The sequence below is a fragment of the Bacteroides sp. D1 genome (genome assembly GCF_000157095.2).
Lineage (GTDB): Bacteria > Bacteroidota > Bacteroidia > Bacteroidales > Bacteroidaceae > Bacteroides > Bacteroides xylanisolvens.
The window spans coordinates 46,613-70,677 of sequence record NZ_JH114345.1 but is presented as its reverse complement, the minus strand read 5'-3'; the positions used below and the strand labels follow the sequence as shown (position 1 = coordinate 70,677).

Here is a 24,065-nt window from a genome sequence, read left to right as displayed (position 1 = left end):
TTTTCAGTTCAAAATGTGTATTTTCGCTTGTTAAATCTGCTGTCCGAGATATTTGTCGTTAAAGATAAAATAAGTTCGGGGTTTTGACTGGATCGGCGGTAGACTTGATCTGGATTAATCTTTTTACTTCTTATTTATATGAAAAAACAGGTTACAGCCTTTATCTGTATAATCGTTTTCAATTTTGAAGCCATATTCGCTTCTACTGATTTCTCTTTTAAAAGGTATCAGGTGGAAGACGGACTTTCGCACAATACGACTTGGTGTTCGATTCAAGATAGCTATGGCTTTTTGTGGATTGGCACAAGTGATGGACTGAATTGTTATGATGGTTGTGGCAACAGGGTGTATCGGAATGCTTTGAATAATAAATATTCTTTGGGTAATAATTTCGTCAGTTCCCTTTTGGAAGAAGGGGAAAATATCTGGGTAGGAACAAATTCGGGACTTTATATCTATGACCGTTCTACTGACCGCTTTTCTTATTTTAATGAAACAACACGGTATGGCGTATTTGTCAGTAGTGAGGTGAAGAAAATCATAAAAACTCAAAGCGGTTTGATTTGGATTGCTACGTTGGGGCAAGGTGTGTTTATTTATGAACCAGTGACAGGTGTGCTGACACAGAATAGTATTCATACTTCTTTTGTTTGGGATATCTGTCAGAGTGCAGATTCCCGTATTTATGTTTCTTCAATGCAGGAAGGACTATTTTGTTTTGATGAGAAGGGAACCTTTCTGCAAAATTATCCGGTTCTGTCAGATTCAAACATAGGCAGTCAGAGAATCAATTGTCTCTATAGTATTAAGAATGAAATATGGTTTGGCGTGGGTACTAATTTATTAGGTTGTTATCAGGAAGGAAGCCCGGATTTGAAAATTTATGATGCGTCTGCACAGAATTTCGGTGCTATTCTCTGTTTGATGGATTATAACGAAAAAGAATTGTTAGTTGGTACGGATAATGGACTGTATCTGTTCAATCGCGACCTTAAAACATTTCGTAGAGGCGATTCTCCCTTTGGCTTGCGGGCATTGGGCGATCCAACTGTTAATGCAATGATGTGGGATGCCGAAGGTACACTTTGGGTGATGACTAACTCCGGCGGAGTGAGTTACATGACTAAGCAATTGAAGCGTTTTGATTACTATTCCCTTATCTCATTATCAGGTACATTAGAGCTTGGCAGGGAGATCGGCCCTCTTTGTGAAGACCAGAATGGAAATATCTGGGTGGGAACCCGGAACGGGTTATGTTTTTTCAATACACAAATTCATTCACTTTCGGAGTATACTTTAAAGAATGTGGATGCGAGATATGACATTCGTAGCTTGCTGCTAGATGGCGACCGCCTTTGGATAGGAACCTATGCGGAAGGGTTGCATGTGCTAAACCTGAAAACTGGAGCAGTAAAGAGTTATGTCCATTCTCGCGATATTCCCTATACAATTTGTAGTAATGATGTCTTGAGTCTCTTTAAAGACCGAAAAGGAGATGTTTTTGTTGGAACAAGTTGGGGGTTATGTCGTTACAATTCGCAATTGGATAATTTTGTGACAATCATTCATGTCGGCTCTATGGCTTCTGTAACTGATATTTATGAGGATATGTACAATAGTCTTTGGGTTGCGACCTCAAATAGTGGTGTCTTTCGTTATAATACAGTGAACGATCGTTGGGAACATTTTGAACATATACGTGAAGATACAACAACTATTACCAGTAATTCTGTGATTACATTGTTTGAAGATATGAAAGGAACAATGTGGTTTGGAACCAATGGAGGAGGATTATGCTCATTCTCCAAAGATACGGAGACTTTCATTGACTTCGACCCGGAAAATACATTGTTGCCTAATAAGGTAATTTTCTCTATAGAACAGGATCGGACCGGTGATTTTTGGATTTCCTGTAATGCCGGATTATGCCGCATTAATCCCGTGTCTCAAAAGAACTTTCACTTATTTACCGTAAATGATGGTTTGCAAGGTAATCAGTTTACTGCACAGTCTTCATTGAGATCGTCCACAGGGAAGTTCTATTTTGGAGGAATCAATGGTTTCAATGTATTTGAACCGGGGCAGTTTACGGATAATACCTATCTTCCCCCTGTTTATGTTACTGATATTAGTTTCCCTTATTTGACAGATGAACAAGAAGTGAAACGGCTGCTTCGTTTAGATAAGCCCTTCTATAAAGCAGATAAGATCCAATTACCCTATACAAATAATAGTTTTACAGTACGTTTTGTAGCACTTAGTTATGAAGATCCACACAGAAATCGTTATACTTATATGTTGAAAGGTATTGATAAGGAGTGGATACATTCATCTAATAATACGGCCTCATACACCAATCTTCCAGCTGGGGAATATGAGTTTTTAGTTTGTGGCTCTAACAATGACCATCACTGGAATGAGAAAGCGGCTTCCTTATGGATTGTGATAACTCCGCCCTGGTGGCGGACTAGTGTCGCTTATTTTATGTATATACTATTATTTCTGTGTACAGCTTGCTATATTGGTTGGCGTTGGAATCTCTATGTCAAGCGTAAATATAAACGTCGTATGGAGGATTATCAGGTTGCCAAGGAAAAAGAGATGTATAAATCGAAAATCAATTTTTTTATCAATCTGGTACATGAAATACGTACTCCTCTTAGTCTGATTCGGCTCCCTCTGGAAAAGTTGAGGGAAGAGGAAAAAGAAGAAAGAAAAGAAAAATACCTTTCGGTGATGGATAAGAATGTAAATTATCTGTTGGGAATAACGAATCAGTTACTTGATTTTCAGAAGATGGAGAGTGGAGCATTGCAACTTAGCATGAAGGAGTGTAGTATTAATGCGTTGATGAGTGATATATTCAATCAGTTCAATGGTTCTGTAGATTTGCAAGGGTTAACAATCTGTCTTAGTTTACCTCCTGAAGAAATTAGTGTGATGATTGATTCGGAGAAAGTTAGTAAAATTTTGGTAAACTTGGTAGGAAATGCTATTAAATATGCAAAATCTCAAGTCGAGATGCGGCTAATATTATTGGGCGATAGGGTAAATATAATAGTGAGTGATGATGGCCCCGGAGTCCCTGAAGGTCAGCAAAATAAGATATTTCAGGCTTTCTATCAATTGCCGGATGATCCGGTGGCAACGTCTACAGGTACAGGGATTGGTTTGGCATTTGCCAAATCTTTGGCAGAAGCTCATCATGGAACTTTATCATTAGAAAATAGGATGGAAGGTGGTTCCTCATTTATATTGTCTTTGCCGTTGGAAACAGTAGTAACGGAAAGTATTCCGAATGAATTTGCTGAAATGCAGATGATAGATGTGGAAGGAAAAAAAATGCCGGATTCGGAGTTTGGAAATAAGAGATTCATTGTTTTGTTGGTGGAAGATAATGTCGAGTTATTAAATTTGACCAGAGAATCTCTAAGTGATTGGTTTAAAGTTTTTTCTGCCTGCAATGGAAAAGAAGCACTGGAAATACTTTCACGTGAGAGTATTGATGTCATTGTAAGTGATATTATGATGCCCGAAATGAATGGTCTTGAACTATGCAACTATATAAAATCAGATCTAGTTTACTCTCATATTCCCGTTATCTTGTTGACAGCGAAGACAACGTTAGACTCAAAAGCGGAAGGTTTTGAAAATGGTGCTGATGCATATATTGAGAAACCATTCTCTATTAAGCAGCTCCATAAACAAATCGAAAACTTATTAAAACTGCGACTGGCCTTCCATAAGTTGATGATTAATCTTTCTGGAAGTCCGGCTTCTTCATTGGCGGATTTTGCTCTTTCACAAAAAGATGTAGAATTTATAGAGAGGGTAAATACGATTTTGTCGGAACTGCTTGCTGATGAGAGTTGCTCGATAGATTTGTTAGCAGAGCAGATGAATATGAGTCGTTCTAATTTTTCCCGGAAGATAAAGGCTCTGTCTGGTATGCCGCCTCATGATTATATAAAGAACTTTCGGTTGAATAAGTCGACTGAACTAATCATGAGTGGTATACGAATAGCTGAAGTTGCCGAACAGTTAGGGTTTACTACTTCTTCGTATTTTGCAAAGTGTTTTAAAGAAAAGTTTGGGGTATTACCGAAAGATTATAAAGGATAACAGCTAGTTCCTATCACTCGTGGGGGTGCCAGACGGCTTTTGAAGCAGGGTGCTTTCCTTTTGGGGGATTCCTAAAATGGGAATTCCATTTTCATCCCATTCTATCTTTTGTATGCGTGTTGTCCGACCGTCCAAAACGAACATGTCACGAAGGGCGTTTCGAGCGTGGTAAAGTATATACCATTCTTTCTTGTCGGGTGAAGGTATGAAACACAGGCTACCGGGGCCATACACATGATTCTCTGGTGCTTGTTTGAATACAGGTTCCAGAGATTTCTTCCATGAATTCGGGTTGAGAAGATCGCTGTTAGCATCAGCTGTTAATAACCCTACACAATAATAAGGTGTCCAGTTACCGCTTGCAGAGTAATATATTAATAATTTGTCTTTGTTTTTGGAACGGAAAAATTGTGGAGCTTCATTCACATGGATAGGATAACCGGTTTTATTGCCATCTACACTGATCCATTGACATTCCCATTCGTATTCAGGTTTGGATATTAATATACGGTCTGAGGCTAGTGTCCATGGATTTTTCATTTCAGCGATATAGATACATTGGGTTTCTTGATAAATTCTTCTGGTTTCCCATCCGCACCAGATTAGATAACGTTTGCCATTATGCTCGAAAGGATTAGCATGAATAGCCAAGTTATTATTTTTATCGGTCGATATTCTTCCTTTCATGACAAACTCTCCTTTCATAGGATCGGGAGATTCATTTTCTAGCACATATATCTGACGATTGTCTATATTACCATCATCAGCAGCGCAATAGATATACCATTTATTGTCCATATAGTGTATCTCTGGTCCCCAAAGATGAGATATACCAGGGGCATTTTGGGGCGAATATACGTTTTTTTTGGCTGCTTCTGCCAGTTGTGTTATATCGTCAGTTTCCCATAATATGATACAGTCTGCTAAACTTTGAGTATAGTAATATTTTCCTTCATGAAAGATGGCCCATGGTTCGGATCCTCCACCTATGACAGGATTTGTGTAGAAAAGTGTAGAGTCAATGCCTGTTTGTTTATCAGTCTTTTTACTTTGGCATGATAGACAAACGATAAGCAATATTAAAAATAAGCAATTTTGAAATTTCATAGTGCTTTCTTTGCTAAAATACTTGCAAAGAAAGCACAAATTATTTAATTCTAGAGCTGTTTGATTAGTTTTTATTGTTTGTTAGTTAGGAATTAGCCTATAATTAATGCCCTCCTTTCTATATTTGTAATTAATAAACCTTTGGGCCCATTGACTATTAAATCTTATTATTAACTAAATTTATTATTATGATGAACAGGACAGGAAAAAGAATGAATGTTGTTAAGGCATTTTGTTTACTTGCTTTGCTTGGTTGTTTCATCGGTTGTAAAGACGATGAAAAGAGAAAGGAGCAAGCTTTTGATAACAGTTTGCCTATTGAAATTGTGGGCTTCGAGCCCAGGGAAGTCACTCCAAGAACACAGTTACTTATTTATGGAAAAAACTTCGGTAATGATCCTTCCTTGATTAACTTGAAGTTGGGAGGCGTGGAGACTAGAGTCGTAAACTGTAACAATGAGTGCATATATTGTATGGTACCTCGCAATGCCGATAAAGGGACTATAGAAATTTCTATTGGTGATCAAGCTGCTATAGCTCCTGACAGATTTACTTATATAGCCAATACGCAGGTTACTACGTTATGTGGCTATGTGGATGAGACTGGGCGATATGAAGTGAAGGATGGCCCATTCAGTGATTGTGGTTTGAATTCGCCTACATGGCTGAGCATTGATCCTAAGAACCCGAATCATATTTATATGATTGAGGATAAAAGTAGTATTCGTTTGATCGACATGGAGGTACAAGAACTGACTACAGTGGCAACGGTGGGGCAGTTGAATATTCAAGATCCGCGTTCTTTATGCTGGAGTCTGACTGGTGATACTCTATTTGTGAGTAATTATTCCAATGGTGATTCTCCGATTGTTGTCACTATGCTTTTGCGTAGCGAAGGATTTAAGAAAGCTCATTCGCTTTTTTCCGGTTATAAATGGGTTATTTCGGCAACTATTCATCCACAGACGGGTGACATCTATTTTGCTCAGGAATCGGATGCCACTATCAAACGCTATAATATGGCAACAAAAGAAGTGGAAACAATGTTTTCTGTGGGTGGAAACTGGATATGGATGTATGTTTACTTTCATCCTTCCGGTGACTTTGCCTATCTCATGCGTCCGCGTGAAGGAACTATCTTCAAATGCCAGTTTAACAAGACGACAAACTGGCTGGAACTGCCGAGTATCTATGTTGGAAATTGGAATCAGGGATACAATGAAGGTGTAGGAACGAATGTCCGTATGGGGGTGATGTGGCAGGGCACTTTTGTGAAAAATGAGAAATACATAGAGCAGCATAAAGACGATATCTATGACTTTTATGTGGCAGATGGAGAATTGTATGATAACCACCCTGGAGATCTGATATGGAAGGTCACTCCTAATGCCGAGGCCATCCGATACGCAGGGCGTGGAAGCGTGGCAATGGATAATAGCCATTTCGGATACGTTGACGGCGATTTGCTTCAGGAAGCCCGTTTCAACGGACCGCACAGTATTGCCTTTGATGAAGTGAATAAGATATTTTATATTGGTGATCAGCATAATCACCGTATCCGTCAGATTATTGTGGAATAAAAAATAGTATGAAAAACATGAAACAACAATTCTTAGTTATAATAGCCGCTCTATGTTGTTTTGCGGCAGGAATTTCGGCTCAGCAGTCCACCCATAGGCAGATTGTTGTGACTGGAGTGGTTACGGATGAAAATCAAGAACCGCTCATCGGGGCTAATGTGTCCGTTAAAGACGTACCGGGGTTGGGTTCTATCACGAACATAAATGGTAAATTTAGCATTAAAATGCAACCATATAATCGTTTAATTTTCTCTTACATTGGTTATGAGACACAAGAGATCCTTGTGAGAGAAGAGCGCACAGTGAACGTAGTAATGAAAGAAAAAACCGAAACGACATTGGATGAAGTAGTGATTACTGCTACAGGTGCACAGAAGAAACTAACGGTGACCGGAGCCGTGTCTACTATCAATGTAGAACAATTAAGAACCTCTCCTACAGGTAGTATTTCCAACTCTTTGGCAGGGAATGTTGCAGGTATAATAGCACGTCAGACTAGCGGGCAGCCGGGAAAAAATGTTTCTGAATTTTGGATTCGTGGTATCTCTACGTTTGGAGCGGGGTCAAGTGCATTAGTGCTGGTCGATGGTTTTGAACGTGATATGAATGAATTGAATTATGAAGATATCGAATCCTTCACCGTATTGAAAGATGCTTCGGAAACGGCTATTTATGGATCGCGTGGTGCTAATGGTGTAGTCTTGATTACTACCCGTCGTGGTAAGATCAATAAAATAACTGTTGATGCGAAAGTGGAGACAATTTACAATACACGTACATTTACTCCTGATTTTGTAGACGGTATTACTTATGCTAATCTGGCTAATGAGGCGCGCAGAACCCGTAATCTCGAACCTATTTATAGTGGAAATGAACTAAAAATTCTCACACAAGGACTAGACCCCGATTTATTACCGAATGTGGACTGGATGGACACCTTGTTAAAAAATGGAGCTATGAGTTATCGGGCAACATTGAATTTGAGTGGCGGTGGACAGAATGCACGTTATTTCGTTTCGGGCAGTTATCTTGACGAAGGTGGTATGTATAAAGTAGACAAATCACTGAATGAGGACTATAACACCAATAGTAACAATAAGCGTTGGAACTACCGTATGAATGCGGATATTGATGTAACACGTACTACTTTGTTGCAAGTGGGTATCGGTGGTTCGCTAAAAAAAATGAATGAATCGGGTATGACTTCACATGAGATCTGGAATAGCATTTTAAATCAAACTCCTACTAGCATGCCCATTATGTACTCCAATGGATATACTCCTACCAATTCGGACGGCGATATTAACCCATGGGTAGCTTCCACTCAATGTGGGTATAATGAACAGTGGTGGAATAATATTCAGACTAATATTACTTTGAATCAAAAATTAGATTTCATTACGAAAGGATTGAATTTTATAGGGCGTTTTGGTTTTGACACAGATAACTATAATTTTATCAAGCGTTATAAATGTCCGGCTTTATGGAGTGCGGATCGCTTTAGAAAAGATGATGGTACTATCAATTTTACGCGAAAGCGGGCAGAACAAGAAATGACCCAGACTTCCGGCAATACGGGTGAACGAAAAGAGTACTTTGAAGCCGAACTCCAGTATAACCGGAATTTTAAATCCCATATTCTTAGCGGGACATTGAAATATACACAGGATTCAAAGGTGAAAACCCAGGAGATTGGTAATGATATCAAGAATTCGCTCCCTATGCGCCATCAAGGGTTGGCTGGAAGAATTGCCTATAATTGGAATTATCGCTATTTTCTGAATTTCAATTTCGGATATACCGGTTCTGAGAATTTTGCTGCGGGTCATCAATTTGGTTTCTTCCCGGCCTATTCTGTGGCATGGAATATAGCAGAAGAACCCTTTGTCAAGAAGAACCTGAAGTGGGTAAATATGTTTAAAGTACGTTATTCTTGGGGTAAGGTCGGTAACGATAAAATGTATGAAGCTAATGGTACTACACTGATACGTTTTCCTTATTTATATACAATCGGTTATGGGGGTGCTCCCAATCCCAATATTTGGGGAGACAATGCCGGTTATTATTCTGCCTTCGGAGGATATAACTGGGCGGATTATGGTTATGAAAAGTATGGAACCACTCTTTTTCAGGGATTACGTTATACGTCTTATGCTAATGACGGTGTGACATGGGAAATCGCCACCAAGCATGACATCGGATTAGATATGAGTTTGTTTGACGATAAATTCACCTTGACAATAGACTACTTCCATGAAGACCGTAAGGGCATCTTCATGTACCGTAGATATCTTCCTGCCACAGCAGGTGTAGAAAATGGGATGACACTTCCGCAAGCTAATGTGGGGAAAGTTCTCTCAAAAGGAGTGGATGGAAACTTTGCATATAAGCAGCAGGTTGGGAGTGTCCAACTCACCATGCGGGGAAACATGACTCTATCGAAAAATGAAGTGAAAGATAAAGATGAACAGAACAATGTTTATCCTTATTTAATGGAACAGGAATACCGTGTGAATCAGGCGAAAGGTCTTATAGCGTTGGGATTGTTCAAGGATTATACAGACATTCGTAATAGTCCGCAGCAAACTTTCGGTGCCTACCAACCGGGTGACATCAAGTATAAGGATGTCAATGGTGATGGAATTATTTCTGATATGGATAGGGTAGCCATTGGAGCGACTACCGTCCCCAATTTGATTTATGGTATGGGTATTTCCGCTCAGTGGAAAGGGCTAGATGTTAATCTGCATTTTCAAGGAGCAGGTAAGTCTTCTTTCTTTATCAATGGAAGCGGTGTCCGTCCTTTCGTCAACGGTAGCAAAGGCAATATATTAAAAGACGTCGTAGCCGGCCGTTGGATTTCAAGAGATGAATCGGGCACTGAATCCACAGAAAATGTGCGGGCAGAATATCCCCGGTTAAGTTATGGCGGAAGTAACAACAACTATCAAGAATCCTCTTTCTGGTTGCGTGATGGCTCTTATGTGCGTTTGAAGACTTTGGAAATAGGCTATACCTTGCCTAAGCCTCTCGTCAACAAGATGCATTTCAATAATGTACGCATTTATTTAATTGGTACCAATTTGCTTACTTGGTCAAAGTTCAAGATGTGGGATCCGGAGATGAACAGTTCGAATGGAGCAGCTTATCCGTTATCTAAATCTATCACAGTGGGATTAAATGTAAACTTATAAAAAATGAAAAGTATGAAATGGTTATATAATACTGGTGCTATACTATTTATGGTCTGCTATCTGGCATCGTGTAGCGATTATTTGGAGGTGGAACATAATTTCAAGGACCGCCTGACGATTGAGAAAGTGTTTACGAACAGGGATTATACGGATTCGTGGCTTTCCAACACTTATTCATATCTCAGAGACCAAAATCAGGATATTGGTGGAAAAGAGAGTGTGCCGACTAATTTTGCCGATGATATTTATTGGGCAGATTGGAATAATTGGGGGAATAAGAATATAGCAGGTGGTTATTATTCTTATTTCCGAAATGTGGAGTATAATGAGGATTGGATGCAAGAGACTTATACTAATTGCTATTTGGGTATCAATAAAGCATGTGTTTTTTTGAAGTATATCCACATGAATACGCAGCTGACAGAGGAAGAAAGGCTTGATTATGCAGCACAGGCACGCTTTGTGCGAGCTTACTATTACTGGTTGCTTTTGCGTAAGTATGGTCCCATTCCTTTGATTCCGGATGCCGGAGAAGATTATACACAGGATTATGATGCATTAGCCCGTCCGCGTAATACGTATGACGAATGCGTGGAATATATCACATCCGAGATGGTGTTGGCAGCCAAGGATCTTCCTTTGGAGCGAGGAGCCAACAATATAGCGCGTCCTACCCGTGGAGCTGCTTTAGCCACCCGTGCCAAAGTCCTTTTATATGCCGCCAGCCCGTTGATGAATGGCAATACCGATTCTTATGCACAACAAATGGTAGATGACGAAGGAAATCGTTTGCTTTCTGCCGAATACGATGAATCGAAATGGGCAAGGGCAGCTGCTGCTGCAAGAGATGTGATGGAGTTACCGGGAAATAATAATGGTCATCGCTATCAATTGTATGTCAAGAATCGTATAAGAGGTGGCGGTACGGACGATTATCCGGAGACCATCGAGCCGTTTGATGATAATAACTTCTCCAAAAAAAGTTGGCCGGACGGATATGCCGACATTGATCCTTTTGAGTCATATCGTTCTGTTTTTAATGGCGAACTCTCTGCTTATGCAAATCCGGAACTTATTTTTTCACGTGTGGATAACATAACGGTCGATCATAGTGGAGAAGGAACTAACTCACCGGATGGCATTGCAAACATGGTATTGCATCAGTTGCCGACGGTGGCCGGAGGATGGAGTATGCATGGAATGACACAGAAACAATGTGACTCCTACTACATGGCCGACGGTACTGATTGTCCGGGTAAAGATAAAGAGATAGGGCGGGGAGATGGAAGTGCCCGATTAAGCGGTTATGTGACCAGTGAAGATGTAGATGCCGGTCGCTACAAACCTTTGCGCGCCGGAGTTTCTTTACAATATGCCAATCGTGAACCCCGTTTCTATGCATCAGTCGCTTTCAATGGCAGTGTGTGGAATATGTCTTCATTGAATGGAAAAGATGGAGCTGCCAGTCCTAACCAGCAAGTCTGGTATTATCGTGGGACTTCCGAAGGATACAATGGCGGCAATCGTATATTTACAGGTATCGGTATCAAAAAATATGTGAACCCTTATGATGCTAAATACCAAAACAGTTTTTATTACAGGCAAAAAACAGAGACTGCTATTCGCTATGCGGAAATCCTATTGATTTATGCCGAAGCATTAAATGAACTGGATGGAAGTTATGACATCCCATCCTGGGATGGCTCGGCAATGTACACATTAAGACGTGATGTGAATGAACTGAAAAAAGGTATCCAGCCTGTTCGTATTCGTGCAGGTGTGCCTGATTATACCTCTTCCGAGTATCAGAATAAAGAAATGTTCCGGAAGAAACTCAAGCGCGAACGTCAGATAGAGTTTATGGGCGAGAACCACCGCTATTACGATTTAAGACGTTGGAAAGATGCTCCTCAGGAGGAAGAAACATTGATTTACGGATGCAATATGCTGATGGATGAAGCTCGCCGCGATTTGTTTCATACGCCGGTGGCAATTATGTCGTTGCCTGTCCGCTTTGTAGAAAAAAGCTATTTCTGGCCCTTTAGTCACGGACAGTTACAGCGCAATAAGCGGCTGACTCAAAACCCCGGTTGGACTTACTATGATTAACCTTTATAATAAAATGAATATGAAAGAAAGAATATATTATCCGTTACTTGCTGTTTTGATGGTATTGTTTTGCGCAGCTTGTAATGAAGAATGGACTGACGAACAATATGAACACTATGTTTCATTTAAGGCGCCGATGAATTATGCAAAAGGAGTGACTGATATTTATGTAAAATACAAGCCGAATGGCATGGTAACCTATCAGTTACCTCTCATTATGAGTGGCTCTACAATGGCCGGAAGTGATACGGAGGTACAGGTGGCGATAGATTCAGACACCTTGAAAAGTATCAACTGGGAGTATTTTCATAATAGAAAGGATTTGTATTACAGAGAGCTTACCTCCGGTTATTATGAGTTGAATGATATGAAAGTAATGATTCCAGCAGGCGATTGCATGGGGATTTTGGACATCAATTTTAAACTGAGTGGAATTGATTTGGTCGACAAATGGGTATTGCCGCTCACAATTGCAGAAAGTCCGACCGGCAGTTATGAGCCTCATCCAAGGAAGAATTACAAGAAAGCATTATTGCGTGTGATTCCTTTCAATGATTACTCAGGTACCTATTCTACCACAACTATGCAAGTAGGCTTTAAGGATGCCGGTAATAAAATGACTACTAATGAACGTACTGCATTTGTGGTAGACGAGCATTCCATATTCTTCTATGCAGGCTTGATAAACGAAGAGGAACTGGAACGCAGAAAGTACAAGATTATTTTCACGCTCAATGCCGACGGGACAGTTACCCTTTCTGCCCCCGATCCGGACATTCATTTCAAACTGATAAAAAATCCGACATGGAAAGTGACGGAGAAGATGGACGCATCATTGCCATATCTCAAACATAAGACGATTACTATTGAGAATTTCAAATATGAGTTTGATGATGTCACTTCTGTCCCGGGCACTCCTATAAGTTATACGGTTGAAGGGACAGTCAATATGGAGCGTAAAATTAATATTCAGATTCCGGATGAAGATCAGGCAATCGAATGGTGATAATTTGTAAGTCGGAGTGATATGTATAAATGGATTATATTAATGTCGGGATTATTTGCGTCACTGATCGCTTGTGCCAAAGTTAAGTTATCTCCTTTATTTTCCGATAATATGGTACTTCAGCAAGAGGCTGAAGTACCTGTTTGGGGAAAAGCATCTCCAGAAATGCGAGTTATAGTGATTCCTTCATGGAGTGGGGAGAAATATGAGAATATAGCTGACAGGACGGGTAATTGGAAAGTAAACATCAAAACCCCAAAAGCCGGGGGACCTTATCATTTAGAAATAATAGATGGAGAAAAAGTAAGATTGGAGAATGTAATGATTGGTGAAGTATGGCTTTGTTCCGGTCAGTCGAATATGCAAATGCCAGTAGAAGGATGGGGCAAAGTAAAAAACTATCAACAAGAGGTGGCACAGGCCAATTACCCGAATATACGCTTGATGACTGTGAGTAATACTATTAGTCTAAGTCCGTCGCAGGAGTTTACTGCTGTCGGAGGAGGATGGCAAGTGTGTTCATCGGGTACTATCCGGGAGTTTTCAGCAGCAGCCTATTTTTTCGGTAGGGAAATAGCACGCACGCAGCAGGTACCGGTAGGACTTATCTGTGCCCATTGGGGCGGTACTAATATAGAGTCGTGGATAAGTGCTCAAGCATTGGGCGAAGTTCCCGATTTTGTTGAGCAATTGAAGCTTATCCGAAGATTGGGAAACAAGGATTGTGATTTACAGGCGGAGGAAGAACAAAGGCAGGCAAAGATTTTGTCGTTAGATAAAGGAATGAGAAATGGAAAGCCTTTTTGGAATACTCTTTCTTATAATGACGAAGGATGGATATCTCATTCTTTCCCCGGAAATATCGAAAAGACTTTTCCTGATTTTGATGGTATTGTTTGGGGGCGAAAGACGGTGGATATTCCAGAACAATGGGAGGGAAAACCGTTGAGTTTACACATGGGGTATGTGGATGACGAGGATATTACTTATTTTAACGGAATCGAGATAGGGAGCACGAAAGGATATACTCATTCCCGTACTTATGAAATACCGGGTAATTTAGTAAAAGCGGGCAAAGCTGTAATTACTGTTCGTATCGTGGATACTGGAGGAGGGTGTGGCATCGGAGGTGAAATGAAGTTAAGCAAAGATGTCGGAGACTGGATTCTTATATCTGGTGAATGGAAGTGTAAAGTTGCCGCTCAATCTCATATTGATCCGGTGTTTGAGATGAATCCGAATGTGCAAACAGTGCTTTATAATGGGATGATTCATCCATTAGCACCTTACAAATTTCGTGGGGTTATTTGGTATCAGGGAGAGAATAATGTAGGGCGTGCTACACAATATAGGATATTGCTTCCATTACTTATTCAGAGCTGGCGTGAGGAATGGGGGAATGATTTTCCTTTCTACCTTGTGCAATTGGCTAATTATTTAGAGAGAGCAGATGAACCGGGAGACTCACAGTGGGCTGAATTACGAGAAGCGCAGCGCCAGACAGCTTTGTATTATGACAATGTGGGTATGGCCGTTACCATAGACATCGGCGATATGAATGATATTCATCCCAAAAACAAACAGGAAGTAGGGCGTAGACTTGCCTTATTAGCACGTGCCGATACCTATGGTGAGCGGATTGTTTGTAGTGGTCCGGTTTATCAGACTTACCGTGTGAAAGGAGACAAGGTTATTCTCTCTTTTGAGTGTGCAGACGGAGGATTAAAAACGTCTGATGGGAAAAAATTGACAGGGTTTGCCATAGCAGGGATAGACGGAAAATATCATTGGGCGGAAGCTGAAATCTGTGGAAATGAAATCATTGTATCATCGGAAATGGTAAAACATCCTTTGGCTGTTCGCTATGGATGGGGAGATAATCCTACATGTAACTTAATTAACGGTGCAGGATTACCGGCCTCTTCATTTCAAACTTTACGTTAAACTTAAAAAAAACAAGAAAAATGAAGAAACTTAACTTTTTATTTTTAGGCTTATTATCTTTTATGCCAATTTGGGGATGTAACGATGATGATTCATTACCGGAGGCTGTTGTTGAAGTCAAGGAAGGGCATAATGAAGATATTGTATCAGTCATTGATTATGATATTAAGAATGATGGAACACTGATTGGTTCTCAACTTAATAATTTGGTCGGTCAGTCTTATGGGAAAACGCTTTATTTTCCTGCCGGAACTTATAACTTGACGGAGCCTATCGTTCTGCCATTGGAATATACCAAAAATGTAAATCTTATTTTTGATAAGAATGCAACGGTTAAAAGTGATGTCCATTTGGAAGCATTGATTAAAGTAGGTTATTCAGAAACCTATTTTACCGATGTTTCACACCGGCGATTCTCTTATATTGAAGGAGGAATTCTGGATTGTTATAATGCAGATAATGGAATTCTAGTAAACGGAAGGAAGCAGTTGGTGCAGATACGTACGATGAGTCTGGTGCGAGGACGTAATACACATATCCGCATACACGTTCCTGAAGGTATTGGAACTGGTGGAACGGGTAGCTCGGATACAAAGATAGATAATGTAACAATTCAAGGCATCTCTTCGAATGATAATGTATACGGTATCTATATAGATGAATCTTGTTGTGATTGTAAGATATCTGACACTTTTATTTATTGTACAAAAGAAGCTTTAGTTACGAAATCTGCCGGTCATATATTGAACAATGTACATATTCTTTCTTGGGATACTACCGGAGGGACCCATCTTGAGGATGGTAAGAATTACCGTTCAACAGTCGGAATACGTATAGCTAGTGGCGGATTTTTTGTTTTCAATCAAATCTATTATGATACGATTGATAGAGGAATCGTCGTGAATGAGGGTTATAGTCCGGATTTGATGCTGGACCAACAGATTTCTTTTTCATATTTGAATAATTTTGGAACCAGCTTTATTCAGGCAGAAGGGAATAACCCCAATTTGAAAGTGAAGTTGTCCAATTCTACTTTTACTGTATTAAATGATAATTTTAAGATTCTAGATTGTCCTGTTGATTTGGTGGGATGGGATATTGCGGATAAGTTTTCTTTCCTGAATTGTGTAGTTGCTAATTCGCAGCGCTTGTATCCTTACGAAACGACTTTGATGCAGAAGCTTAGAGGGGTAAGTTCTGACGGGATAATATGGACAACTTTAGCTAATTATGATACGAATTGGAATGTATTAGGGGCTGTCATTTCTTCTCCAATGCGGAATACCCTTGAGATAGATTTAGCCGATAATTTGACTGTAAAACTTAATTTTATGTTTAAAGGTGTTGAACCTCTCTTGCAAGGTTATGAAGTGCTGGGAGAGGGAGTAGAGGATATTGAATTTGGATATGCTGTTTCCGGTCAGTTCTGTGTGTTGCTGTTCAGGGCAAAAAGGAGTGCTTCTTTCAATCCGATCATTTACGATACATTAGGTTCTGGGCGGTTTATGCCGACTCCGTATAAAGGCAAAAAATATACGCTTGTTGATTATGGGTTAAGTGATTCGGATATTAAGATTTTATCTCGTTAATGTAAGTATCTAAATAATGAAGTGATTATATAATAAGTAATAAACATGAAATATCAATACTTGTTATTAGGCGTTCTATATGGGTTGTTATTGTCTTCCTGTTCATTGTCGGCTGAAGAAGGAGATAAAGAGATGGATCGATATATTGCCAATCTGATGGGAAAGATGACACTGCACGAGAAGTTGGGCCAATTGAATCTTCCTTCCGGGGGTGATTTGGTTACTGGTAATGTAAATAGTGCCGAACTTACGAAAATGGTTCGTAACCAGGAGATTGGAGGCTTTTTTAATGTGAAAGGAATAAGAAAGATTGTTGATTTGCAGCGTATAGCCATTGATTCTACCCGTTTGGGAATTCCTTTGCTGGTAGGAGCTGATGTTATCCACGGTTATGAAACCATTTTCCCGATTCCTTTAGCGCTTTCTTGTAGCTGGGACACACTAGCTGTTGAACGTATGGCACGCATTTCTGCTGTAGAAGCCAGTGCGGATGGTATTTGCTGGACATTCAGCCCGATGGTTGACATTTGTCGCGACAGTCGTTGGGGGCGTATTGCAGAAGGTAGTGGTGAAGACCCTTATTTGGGTTCCCTGTTAGCAAAAGCCTATGTACGCGGTTATCAGGGAAATAATATGCAGGGAAAAAACGAAATTCTTTCCTGTGTAAAACACTTTGCATTATATGGCGCATCCGAATCAGGGAAGGACTATAATGTGGTTGATATGAGTCGCCAACGTATGTATAATGAATATCTTGCCCCATACAAGGCAGCTGTTGAGGCAGGTGTGGGTAGTGTGATGAGTTCTTTCAATTTGGTGGACGGCATTCCGGCTACGGCTAATAAATGGTTACTGACCGATTTGCTCCGGAATGAATGGGGCTTTTGTGGGTTGTTAGTGACGGATTATAATTCTATCGCCGAAATCTCCTCACATGGGGTTGCTCCTTTGAAAGAGGCTTCTGTACGTGCTTTACAGGCGGGTACGGATATGGATATGGTTTCTTGCGGTTTTCTGAATACATTGGAAGAATCTCTGAAAGAAGGGAAAGTTACGGAAGAACAGATTAATGCCGCTTGTCGCCGTGTATTGGAAGCAAAATATAAATTGGGCTTGTTTTCTGACCCGTATAAATACTGTGATACCCTGCGTGTGGAAAAAGAACTTTATACGACTGCTCATCGCGCGGTGGCGCGTAAAATCGCAGCTGAAACATTTGTTCTGTTGAAGAATGAGGATCATCTGCTTCCGCTCGAACGGAAAGGTAAGATTGCTTTAATTGGTCCTATGGCTGATGCCCGTAATAATATGTGTGGGATGTGGAGTATGACGTGTACTCCTTCCCGTCACGGGACATTATTGGAGGGAATTCGTTCGGCAGCAGGTGATAAGGCTGAAATACTGTATGCGAGAGGTAGCAATATATATCATGATGCGGAACTTGAAAAAGGAGGAGCTGGTATCCGTCCGTTAGAACGCGGCAATGAACTGCAATTGTTGGATGAAGCTTTGCATACGGCTGCCCGTGCAGATGTGATTGTTGCGGCTTTGGGAGAATGTGCTGAAATGAGTGGTGAATCGGCTTCACGTACGGAACTAGGGATTCCTGATGCTCAACAGGATTTGTTGAAGGCGCTGGTGAAGACGGGTAAGCCCGTAGTGTTGCTTCTTTTTACAGGGCGTCCGTTAGTTCTGAACTGGGAGGATGCCAATGTTCATTCTATCTTGAATGTCTGGTTCGGTGGAAGTGAAACAGGCGATGCTATTGCTGATGTATTGTTCGGTAAAGTGACTCCGGGCGGCAAGCTGACTACGACTTTTCCCCGTTCAGTGGGACAGCTTCCTCTGTACTATAATCATTTGAATACAGGTCGTCCCGATCCTGACAGTCATTCTTTTAACCGTTACTCCAGTAACTATCTGGATATGAGTAACGAACCTCTTTATCCTTTTGGGTACGGTTTGAGTTATACAAATTTCTCTTATGGGAATTTGCAACTTAGTTCGGATGTACTGTCCAAAAATGGGGAGTTGACAGTGTCTGTGACTGTGACCAATGACGGAGATTTTGACGGATATGAGATCGTACAAATGTATCTGCATGATATTTACGCTGAAATATCTCGTCCAGTGAAAGAGCTGAAAGGCTTTGAACGTATCTTCTTGAAAAAAGGAGAGAGTCGTGAAGTTAAGTTTGTTATCACGGAAGACGATTTGAGATTTTATAATTCAGGATTACAATACGTTTATGAACCGGGAGAATTTGATGTCATGGTAGGAGCAAACTCTCGTGATGTGCAGACTGAACGTTTTAGGGCAGATTGATCGTATATAAACTTTCTTTTTCTAAGATGTAAATATTCTTTTGATTATAACTAAATTATGGTTGCCGCTTTGGACTACAAAACAGAAACTTTCGGTTGTTGCTAAAGGCGGCAACATTGTGATTGGAAGTTCCGTTTATCATTTGAACTTAAAGATGCTTGACTTATCTTTTTATTTAGGATTTAGTTGTTTACCATTCGCAATTTGGTTGCAGGTACATTATTTAACTGCAAACTTAACTATTTTTCAGTTCAAAATGTGTATTTTCGCCCGTTAAATAGTAAACATGCATTTATGAATATTCAAGTTATCAATAAATCGAAGCATCCGCTTCCGGCTTATGCCACCGAATTGTCCGCAGGAATGGATATCCGTGCTAATCTTTCTGAACCTATCACACTGGAACCGTTGCAACGTTGTCTGGTGCCGACAGGATTGTATATCGCTCTGCCGAAGGGATTTGAGGCGCAAGTTCGTCCACGTAGCGGGCTGGCGATAAAGAAAGGTATCACAGTACTTAATTCTCCGGGTACGATTGATGCGGATTATCGTGGAGAAGTTTGTGTCATTTTAGTCAATCTCTCGTCCGAGGCTTTTGTTATTGAAGATGGCGAACGTATCGCGCAGATGGTGATAGCAAAGCATGAACAGCCTGTATGGCAGGAAGTGGAGGTGCTGGATGAAACGGAACGCGGAGCCGGTGGCTTCGGACATACCGGAGTATGATGAATGCTTAATCGAAAAAATAGAATGAAGATAAAAATAGGATGGCTGTTCGTGACGGTGTTAGTGCTCACTTCGTGTGGGGGAACTCGTTCTATGCGTACAGCAAAAACAGCAGTGAAGGCAGATGCATCCTTTTCGGTAAAAGAATCATTGCTTCCTGCTGAACAACAGCGTAAATATGACTACTTCTTTTTGGAAGCCATGCGGATGAAAGAAAAGAATGAGTATGATGCGGCATTTGGTTTGTTACAGCATTGTCTGGATATCAATCCGAACGCTTCTTCGGCACTTTATGAAATATCGCAGTATTATATGTTCCTCCGCCAGGTGCCGCAAGGTCAGGCGGCTTTGGAGCAGGCGGTGGCTTTTGCTCCTGATAATTACTGGTACAGTCAGGGGCTGGTCAGCCTGTATCAGCAACAGAACGAGTTGGATAAGGCTGTAACGTTGCTTGAGAAAATGGTAACCCGTTTCCCGTCAAAGCAGGAACCTTTGTTCAGTCTCCTTGATATTTACAGTCGTCAGGAGAAATATAACGATGTCATTTCTACATTGAACCGTTTAGAGAAACGCTTAGGTAAAAATGAGCAGCTTTCTATGGAGAAATTCCGTATTTATCTTCAGATGAAAGATGATAAGAAGGCATTTCAGGAAATAGAAAGTCTGGTACAGGAATATCCGATGGATATGCGTTATCAGGTGATATTGGGAGATGTGTATCTTCAGAATGGAAAAAAACAGGAAGCATACGATGCATATCAGAAGGTCCTGGCGGTAGAGCCTGACAATCCGATGGCTCTTTTTTCAATGGCTTCTTATTATGAACAGACCGGTCAGAAAGAGTTGTATCAACAGCAGTTGGATACTTTATTGCTGAATAAGAAGGTGACTTCGGATACCAAAATCAGTGTTATGAGACAGGTGATTGTGGAAAACGAACAGTCGTCTGCCAAAGATAGCACTCAAGTGATTGCCTTGTTCGACCGGATGATGAAGCAGGATATAGATGATCCGCAGATTCCGATGCTTTATTCTCAATATTTGTTGTCGAAGAATATGGAACAAGAGGCTGTGCCGGTATTGGAGCAGGTGGTTGATCTGGACCCTACCAATAAGGCTGCCCGGTTGATGCTGGTTAGTGCGGCGGTGAAGAAGGAAGACTACAAGCAAATTATCAAAGTCTGTGAACCGGGTATTGAAGCCACTCCCGATGCGTTGGAACTTTATTATTATCTGGCTATTGCTTATCATCAGGCAGAACAGACGGATAGTGTATTGAGTGTTTGCAGCAGAGCATTGGAACATGTAACTGCCGATACTAGAAAAGAAGTCATTTCGGATTTCTATTCAATCATGGGAGACATTTATCATACCAAGAAACAGATGGCGGAGGCTTATGCTGCTTACGATTCGTCTTTGGTGTACAATCCTTCCAATATTGGCGCATTGAACAATTATGCTTATTATCTGTCTGTGGAACGTCGTGATTTGGACAAGGCGGAGGAGATGAGTTATAAAACGGTGAAAGCCGAACCTAATAATTCTACCTATCTCGATACTTATGCATGGATTCTTTTTGAAAAGGGAAACTATGCCGAAGCCCGTATTTATATTGACAATGCAATGAAGAACGATGGCGAGAAGAGTGATGTGATTGTGGAGCATTGCGGAGATATTTATTTTATGACTGGCGATGTGGAAGGTGCGTTGAAATATTGGAAGAAGGCACTGGAAATGGGTAGCGAGTCGAAAACGTTGAAACAGAAAATAGAGAAGAAGAAATATATTGCGGAATGAAAAGAATCATTTATCTACTGTTGTTGGTGGTAGTGGTGTTGGCCGGCTGTAAGAGTTCGAAGCACTTGGCAACCTCGGAAACTAAGACTTCGACAAAGGCTCCGACATCCAGTTACCTGGCTTCCAAGCTTCAGTTGACTATTCCCAGCAAGAAGGGAAGTATGTCTGTAGGGGGAACCATGAAGATGAAAACTCATGAGCGGGTACAAATCTCCTTATTGATGCCTATTCTGCGTACGGAAGTAGCACGTATAGAAGTTACTCCCGATGAAGTTTTATTGGTAGACAGGATGAATAAACGCTTTGTTCGTGCCACTAAAGCTGAATTGAAAAATGTATTGTCGAAGAATGTGGAGTTTTCCCGTTTGGAAAAGATATTGATGGATGCCTCTCTTCCTAGTGGAAAGACAGAACTGACAGGAAAAGATATAGGAATTCCTTCATTAGAAAAGGCTAAAGTCCAACTTTATGAGTTTTCCACACAAGAGTTTTCGATGACTCCGACGGAACTGACGTCCAAATATCGTCAAATTCCCTTGGAAGAATTAGTAAGAATGCTGGTAGCTTTATTATGATGAAACGTTTCTTTGTTATTCTAATCAGTTGCCTGTGGTTGGCAGTTCCTCTTTCCGCTCAATCGAACAAGTTGATTCGTGAGCTGGAAAGTAAACGCGGTGCGTTGCAAAAACAGATCGCTGAATCGGAATCTATATTGAAGGATACAAAGAAAGATGTGGGAAGCCAGTTGAATAGTCTGGCTGTATTGACCGGACAGATTGAAGAGCGGAAACGCTATATCATGGCTATCAACAATGATGTGGAGGCTATCCAGCGTGAACTGGCTTCATTGGAGCGTCAGTTGCACGGGCTGGAGAAGGATTTGAAAGATAAAAAGAAGAAATATGAAGCTTCTGTCCAGTACTTGTATAAGAATAAGTCGATAGAGGAGAAGCTTATGTTTATTTTTTCAGCAAAGAATTTGGGGCAGACTTATCGGCGTATGCGATATGTTCGTGAATATGCCACTTATCAACGTCTGCAAGGGGAAGAAATTTTAAAGAAACAAGAGCAGATACGCAAGAAGAAAGTGGAGCGTCAGCAAGTGAAAGCCGCCAAAGAGAACCTGCTGCGAGAACGTGAGAGCGAAAAGGTGAAGTTGGAAGAGCAGGAAAAAGAGAAACGTACGTTGGTGACTAATCTGCAAAAGAAGCAGAAAGGATTGCAGAATGAGATAAATAAAAAACGCAGGGAAGCCAATCGGCTGAATGCCCGCATCGATAAATTAATTGCGGAAGAAATAGAGCGTGCCCGTAAGCGTGCACAGGAAGAAGCTCGTCGTGAAGCGGCTGCCCGTAAGAAAGAGGAAAGCAAGGAGGGAAAATCTGCTACAACGGAAACAGCCGCCAAATCGAAACCTCTTGAGTCTTATACCATGAGTAAGGCGGATCGGGAATTATCAGGTAACTTTGCCGCGAATCGCGGGAAATTGCCAATGCCCATATCCGGCGCTTATATTATCACCAGCCGTTACGGGCAATATGCTGTAGAGGGTTTGCGTAACGTGAAACTGGATAACAAGGGTATTGATATTCAGGGAAAACCGGGTGCACAGGCGCGTGCCATTTTTGATGGAAAGGTGGCGGCTGTGTTCCAATTGAACGGATTATTTAATGTCCTCATTCGTCATGGCAATTATATTTCTGTTTATTGCAATCTTTCTTCTGCCTCCGTCAAAGCCGGTGATACGGTGAAGACAAAGCAATCCATCGGTCAGATCTTTTCTGACGGTACGGATAATGGACGGACGGTATTGCACTTCCAGCTGCGTAGGGAGAAAGAAAAGTTGAATCCTGAACCTTGGCTGAACCGATAATTGAATAAAAAACACGTAGAATGAAGTTAACTAAAATACTAATATGCTTGCTGATCTTCTGGAACGGAACATTATCCGCGTTTCCTTATTTTTCGTTCAAGAAATATTAGGTAGAAGATGGATTGTCTCATAATACCGTGTGGTGCGCCCTTCAAGATAGTTATGGTTTTATCTGGCTGGGTACCAGTGACGGATTGAACCGTTATGACGGACGGGGAAATAAAGTGTATCGGAATGTTCTCAACGAAAAGTTCTCATTAGAAAACAATTTTGTGGAAGCCCTGATAGAGGTGGACAAAAATATCTGGGTTGGAACAAACTCCGGACTTTATATTTAACGTGAATTCGTTGAACTCACGTTATCTAGTTTATTATCAGATGCGTATAGTTGATATGTCTTGTTTTTGTGTTGTAATTAGTCGCCCCTTAGAATGTGCTTTTACGCCTAATAATCAACATATTAATATATAAATTGCTTTGATATATCTGCAAGTTTTTGTATCTTTATGGTTGAAAACTTGCAGATTATTATGATAAACAAGACCACCCCTCAGCCCTCCTTGTTCAGCTCTTTGACAGACCAGCTGAATCCCAGGCATCCCTTATACCTGCTTGCCAATAAGATAGACTGGCGCCGTTTTGAAGAAGCTTTCTCCCCGCTATACTGTGCCGTCAACGGTCGTCCGGCCAAAC

13 protein-coding genes and 1 pseudogene are annotated in these 24,065 nt (G+C 40.8%); 13 read left to right on the top strand and 1 reads right to left on the bottom strand.

Annotated elements, in window-relative coordinates:
* Positions 1-138: 138 nt before the first annotated feature.
* Positions 139-4,122 carry a hybrid sensor histidine kinase/response regulator transcription factor gene (locus tag BSAG_RS06645; RefSeq protein ID WP_004315370.1) on the top strand — a complete coding sequence of 1,328 codons (3,984 nt, stop codon included), beginning with the start codon at positions 139-141 and terminating at the stop codon, positions 4,120-4,122.
* A gap of 3 nt (positions 4,123-4,125) precedes the next feature.
* On the opposite strand, the gene BSAG_RS06650 is transcribed toward BSAG_RS06645, so the two are convergent.
* Positions 4,126-5,229 (bottom strand): family 43 glycosylhydrolase, encoded by a 1,104-nt coding sequence (locus tag BSAG_RS06650; RefSeq protein WP_008018854.1) that lies wholly within the window; start codon positions 5,227-5,229, stop codon positions 4,126-4,128.
* A gap of 212 nt (positions 5,230-5,441) precedes the next feature.
* Between BSAG_RS06650 and BSAG_RS06655 the strand changes: the two genes are divergently transcribed.
* The 12 genes and pseudogenes from BSAG_RS06655 to BSAG_RS25730 form a co-directional block, all read left to right on the top strand.
* The gene (locus tag BSAG_RS06655; protein WP_229097035.1) at positions 5,442-6,809 is read left to right on the top strand and encodes an IPT/TIG domain-containing protein; all 1,368 of its coding nucleotides are present in this window, start codon (positions 5,442-5,444) and stop codon (positions 6,807-6,809) included.
* An 8-nt stretch (positions 6,810-6,817) separates the two neighbouring features.
* Positions 6,818-10,003 carry a SusC/RagA family TonB-linked outer membrane protein gene (locus BSAG_RS06660; RefSeq protein WP_004316858.1) on the top strand — a complete coding sequence of 1,062 codons (3,186 nt, stop codon included), beginning with the start codon at positions 6,818-6,820 and terminating at the stop codon, positions 10,001-10,003.
* Between the two features lie 12 nt (positions 10,004-10,015).
* A complete protein-coding gene (locus tag BSAG_RS06665; RefSeq protein ID WP_004316857.1) occupies positions 10,016-12,112 on the top strand; it encodes a RagB/SusD family nutrient uptake outer membrane protein in 2,097 nt (698 codons plus the stop codon).
* A 19-nt stretch (positions 12,113-12,131) separates the two neighbouring features.
* Positions 12,132-13,118 (top strand): DUF4973 domain-containing protein, encoded by a 987-nt coding sequence (locus BSAG_RS06670; RefSeq protein WP_004316856.1) that lies wholly within the window; start codon positions 12,132-12,134, stop codon positions 13,116-13,118.
* A gap of 42 nt (positions 13,119-13,160) precedes the next feature.
* The gene (locus tag BSAG_RS06675; RefSeq protein WP_004316855.1) at positions 13,161-15,062 is read left to right on the top strand and encodes a sialate O-acetylesterase; all 1,902 of its coding nucleotides are present in this window, start codon (positions 13,161-13,163) and stop codon (positions 15,060-15,062) included.
* 20 nt (positions 15,063-15,082) lie between these two features.
* Positions 15,083-16,651 carry a hypothetical protein gene (locus BSAG_RS06680; RefSeq protein WP_004316854.1) on the top strand — a complete coding sequence of 523 codons (1,569 nt, stop codon included), beginning with the start codon at positions 15,083-15,085 and terminating at the stop codon, positions 16,649-16,651.
* A gap of 45 nt (positions 16,652-16,696) precedes the next feature.
* The gene (gene bglX / locus BSAG_RS06685) at positions 16,697-18,976 is read left to right on the top strand and encodes a beta-glucosidase BglX (RefSeq protein ID WP_004316853.1); all 2,280 of its coding nucleotides are present in this window, start codon (positions 16,697-16,699) and stop codon (positions 18,974-18,976) included.
* A gap of 294 nt (positions 18,977-19,270) precedes the next feature.
* The gene (dut, locus tag BSAG_RS06690) at positions 19,271-19,702 is read left to right on the top strand and encodes a dUTP diphosphatase (protein WP_004309527.1); all 432 of its coding nucleotides are present in this window, start codon (positions 19,271-19,273) and stop codon (positions 19,700-19,702) included.
* 24 nt (positions 19,703-19,726) lie between these two features.
* Positions 19,727-21,499: a tetratricopeptide repeat protein gene (locus BSAG_RS06695; RefSeq protein WP_004316852.1), complete on the top strand. Its 1,773-nt coding sequence runs from the start codon at positions 19,727-19,729 to the stop codon at positions 21,497-21,499.
* Positions 21,496-22,074: a DUF4292 domain-containing protein gene (locus BSAG_RS06700; protein ID WP_004316851.1), complete on the top strand. Its 579-nt coding sequence runs from the start codon at positions 21,496-21,498 to the stop codon at positions 22,072-22,074. Before BSAG_RS06695 ends, BSAG_RS06700 begins: the two co-directional genes overlap by 4 nt.
* Entirely contained in the window at positions 22,071-23,372 is a 1,302-nt protein-coding gene (locus tag BSAG_RS06705) for a murein hydrolase activator EnvC family protein (RefSeq protein ID WP_004316850.1), read from the top strand. Before BSAG_RS06700 ends, BSAG_RS06705 begins: the two co-directional genes overlap by 4 nt.
* Positions 23,373-23,392: 20 nt before the next feature.
* Positions 23,393-23,707 (top strand): annotated as a pseudogene (locus BSAG_RS25730) (two-component regulator propeller domain-containing protein); the annotation flags it as partial.
* Positions 23,708-24,065: the final 358 nt, after the last annotated feature.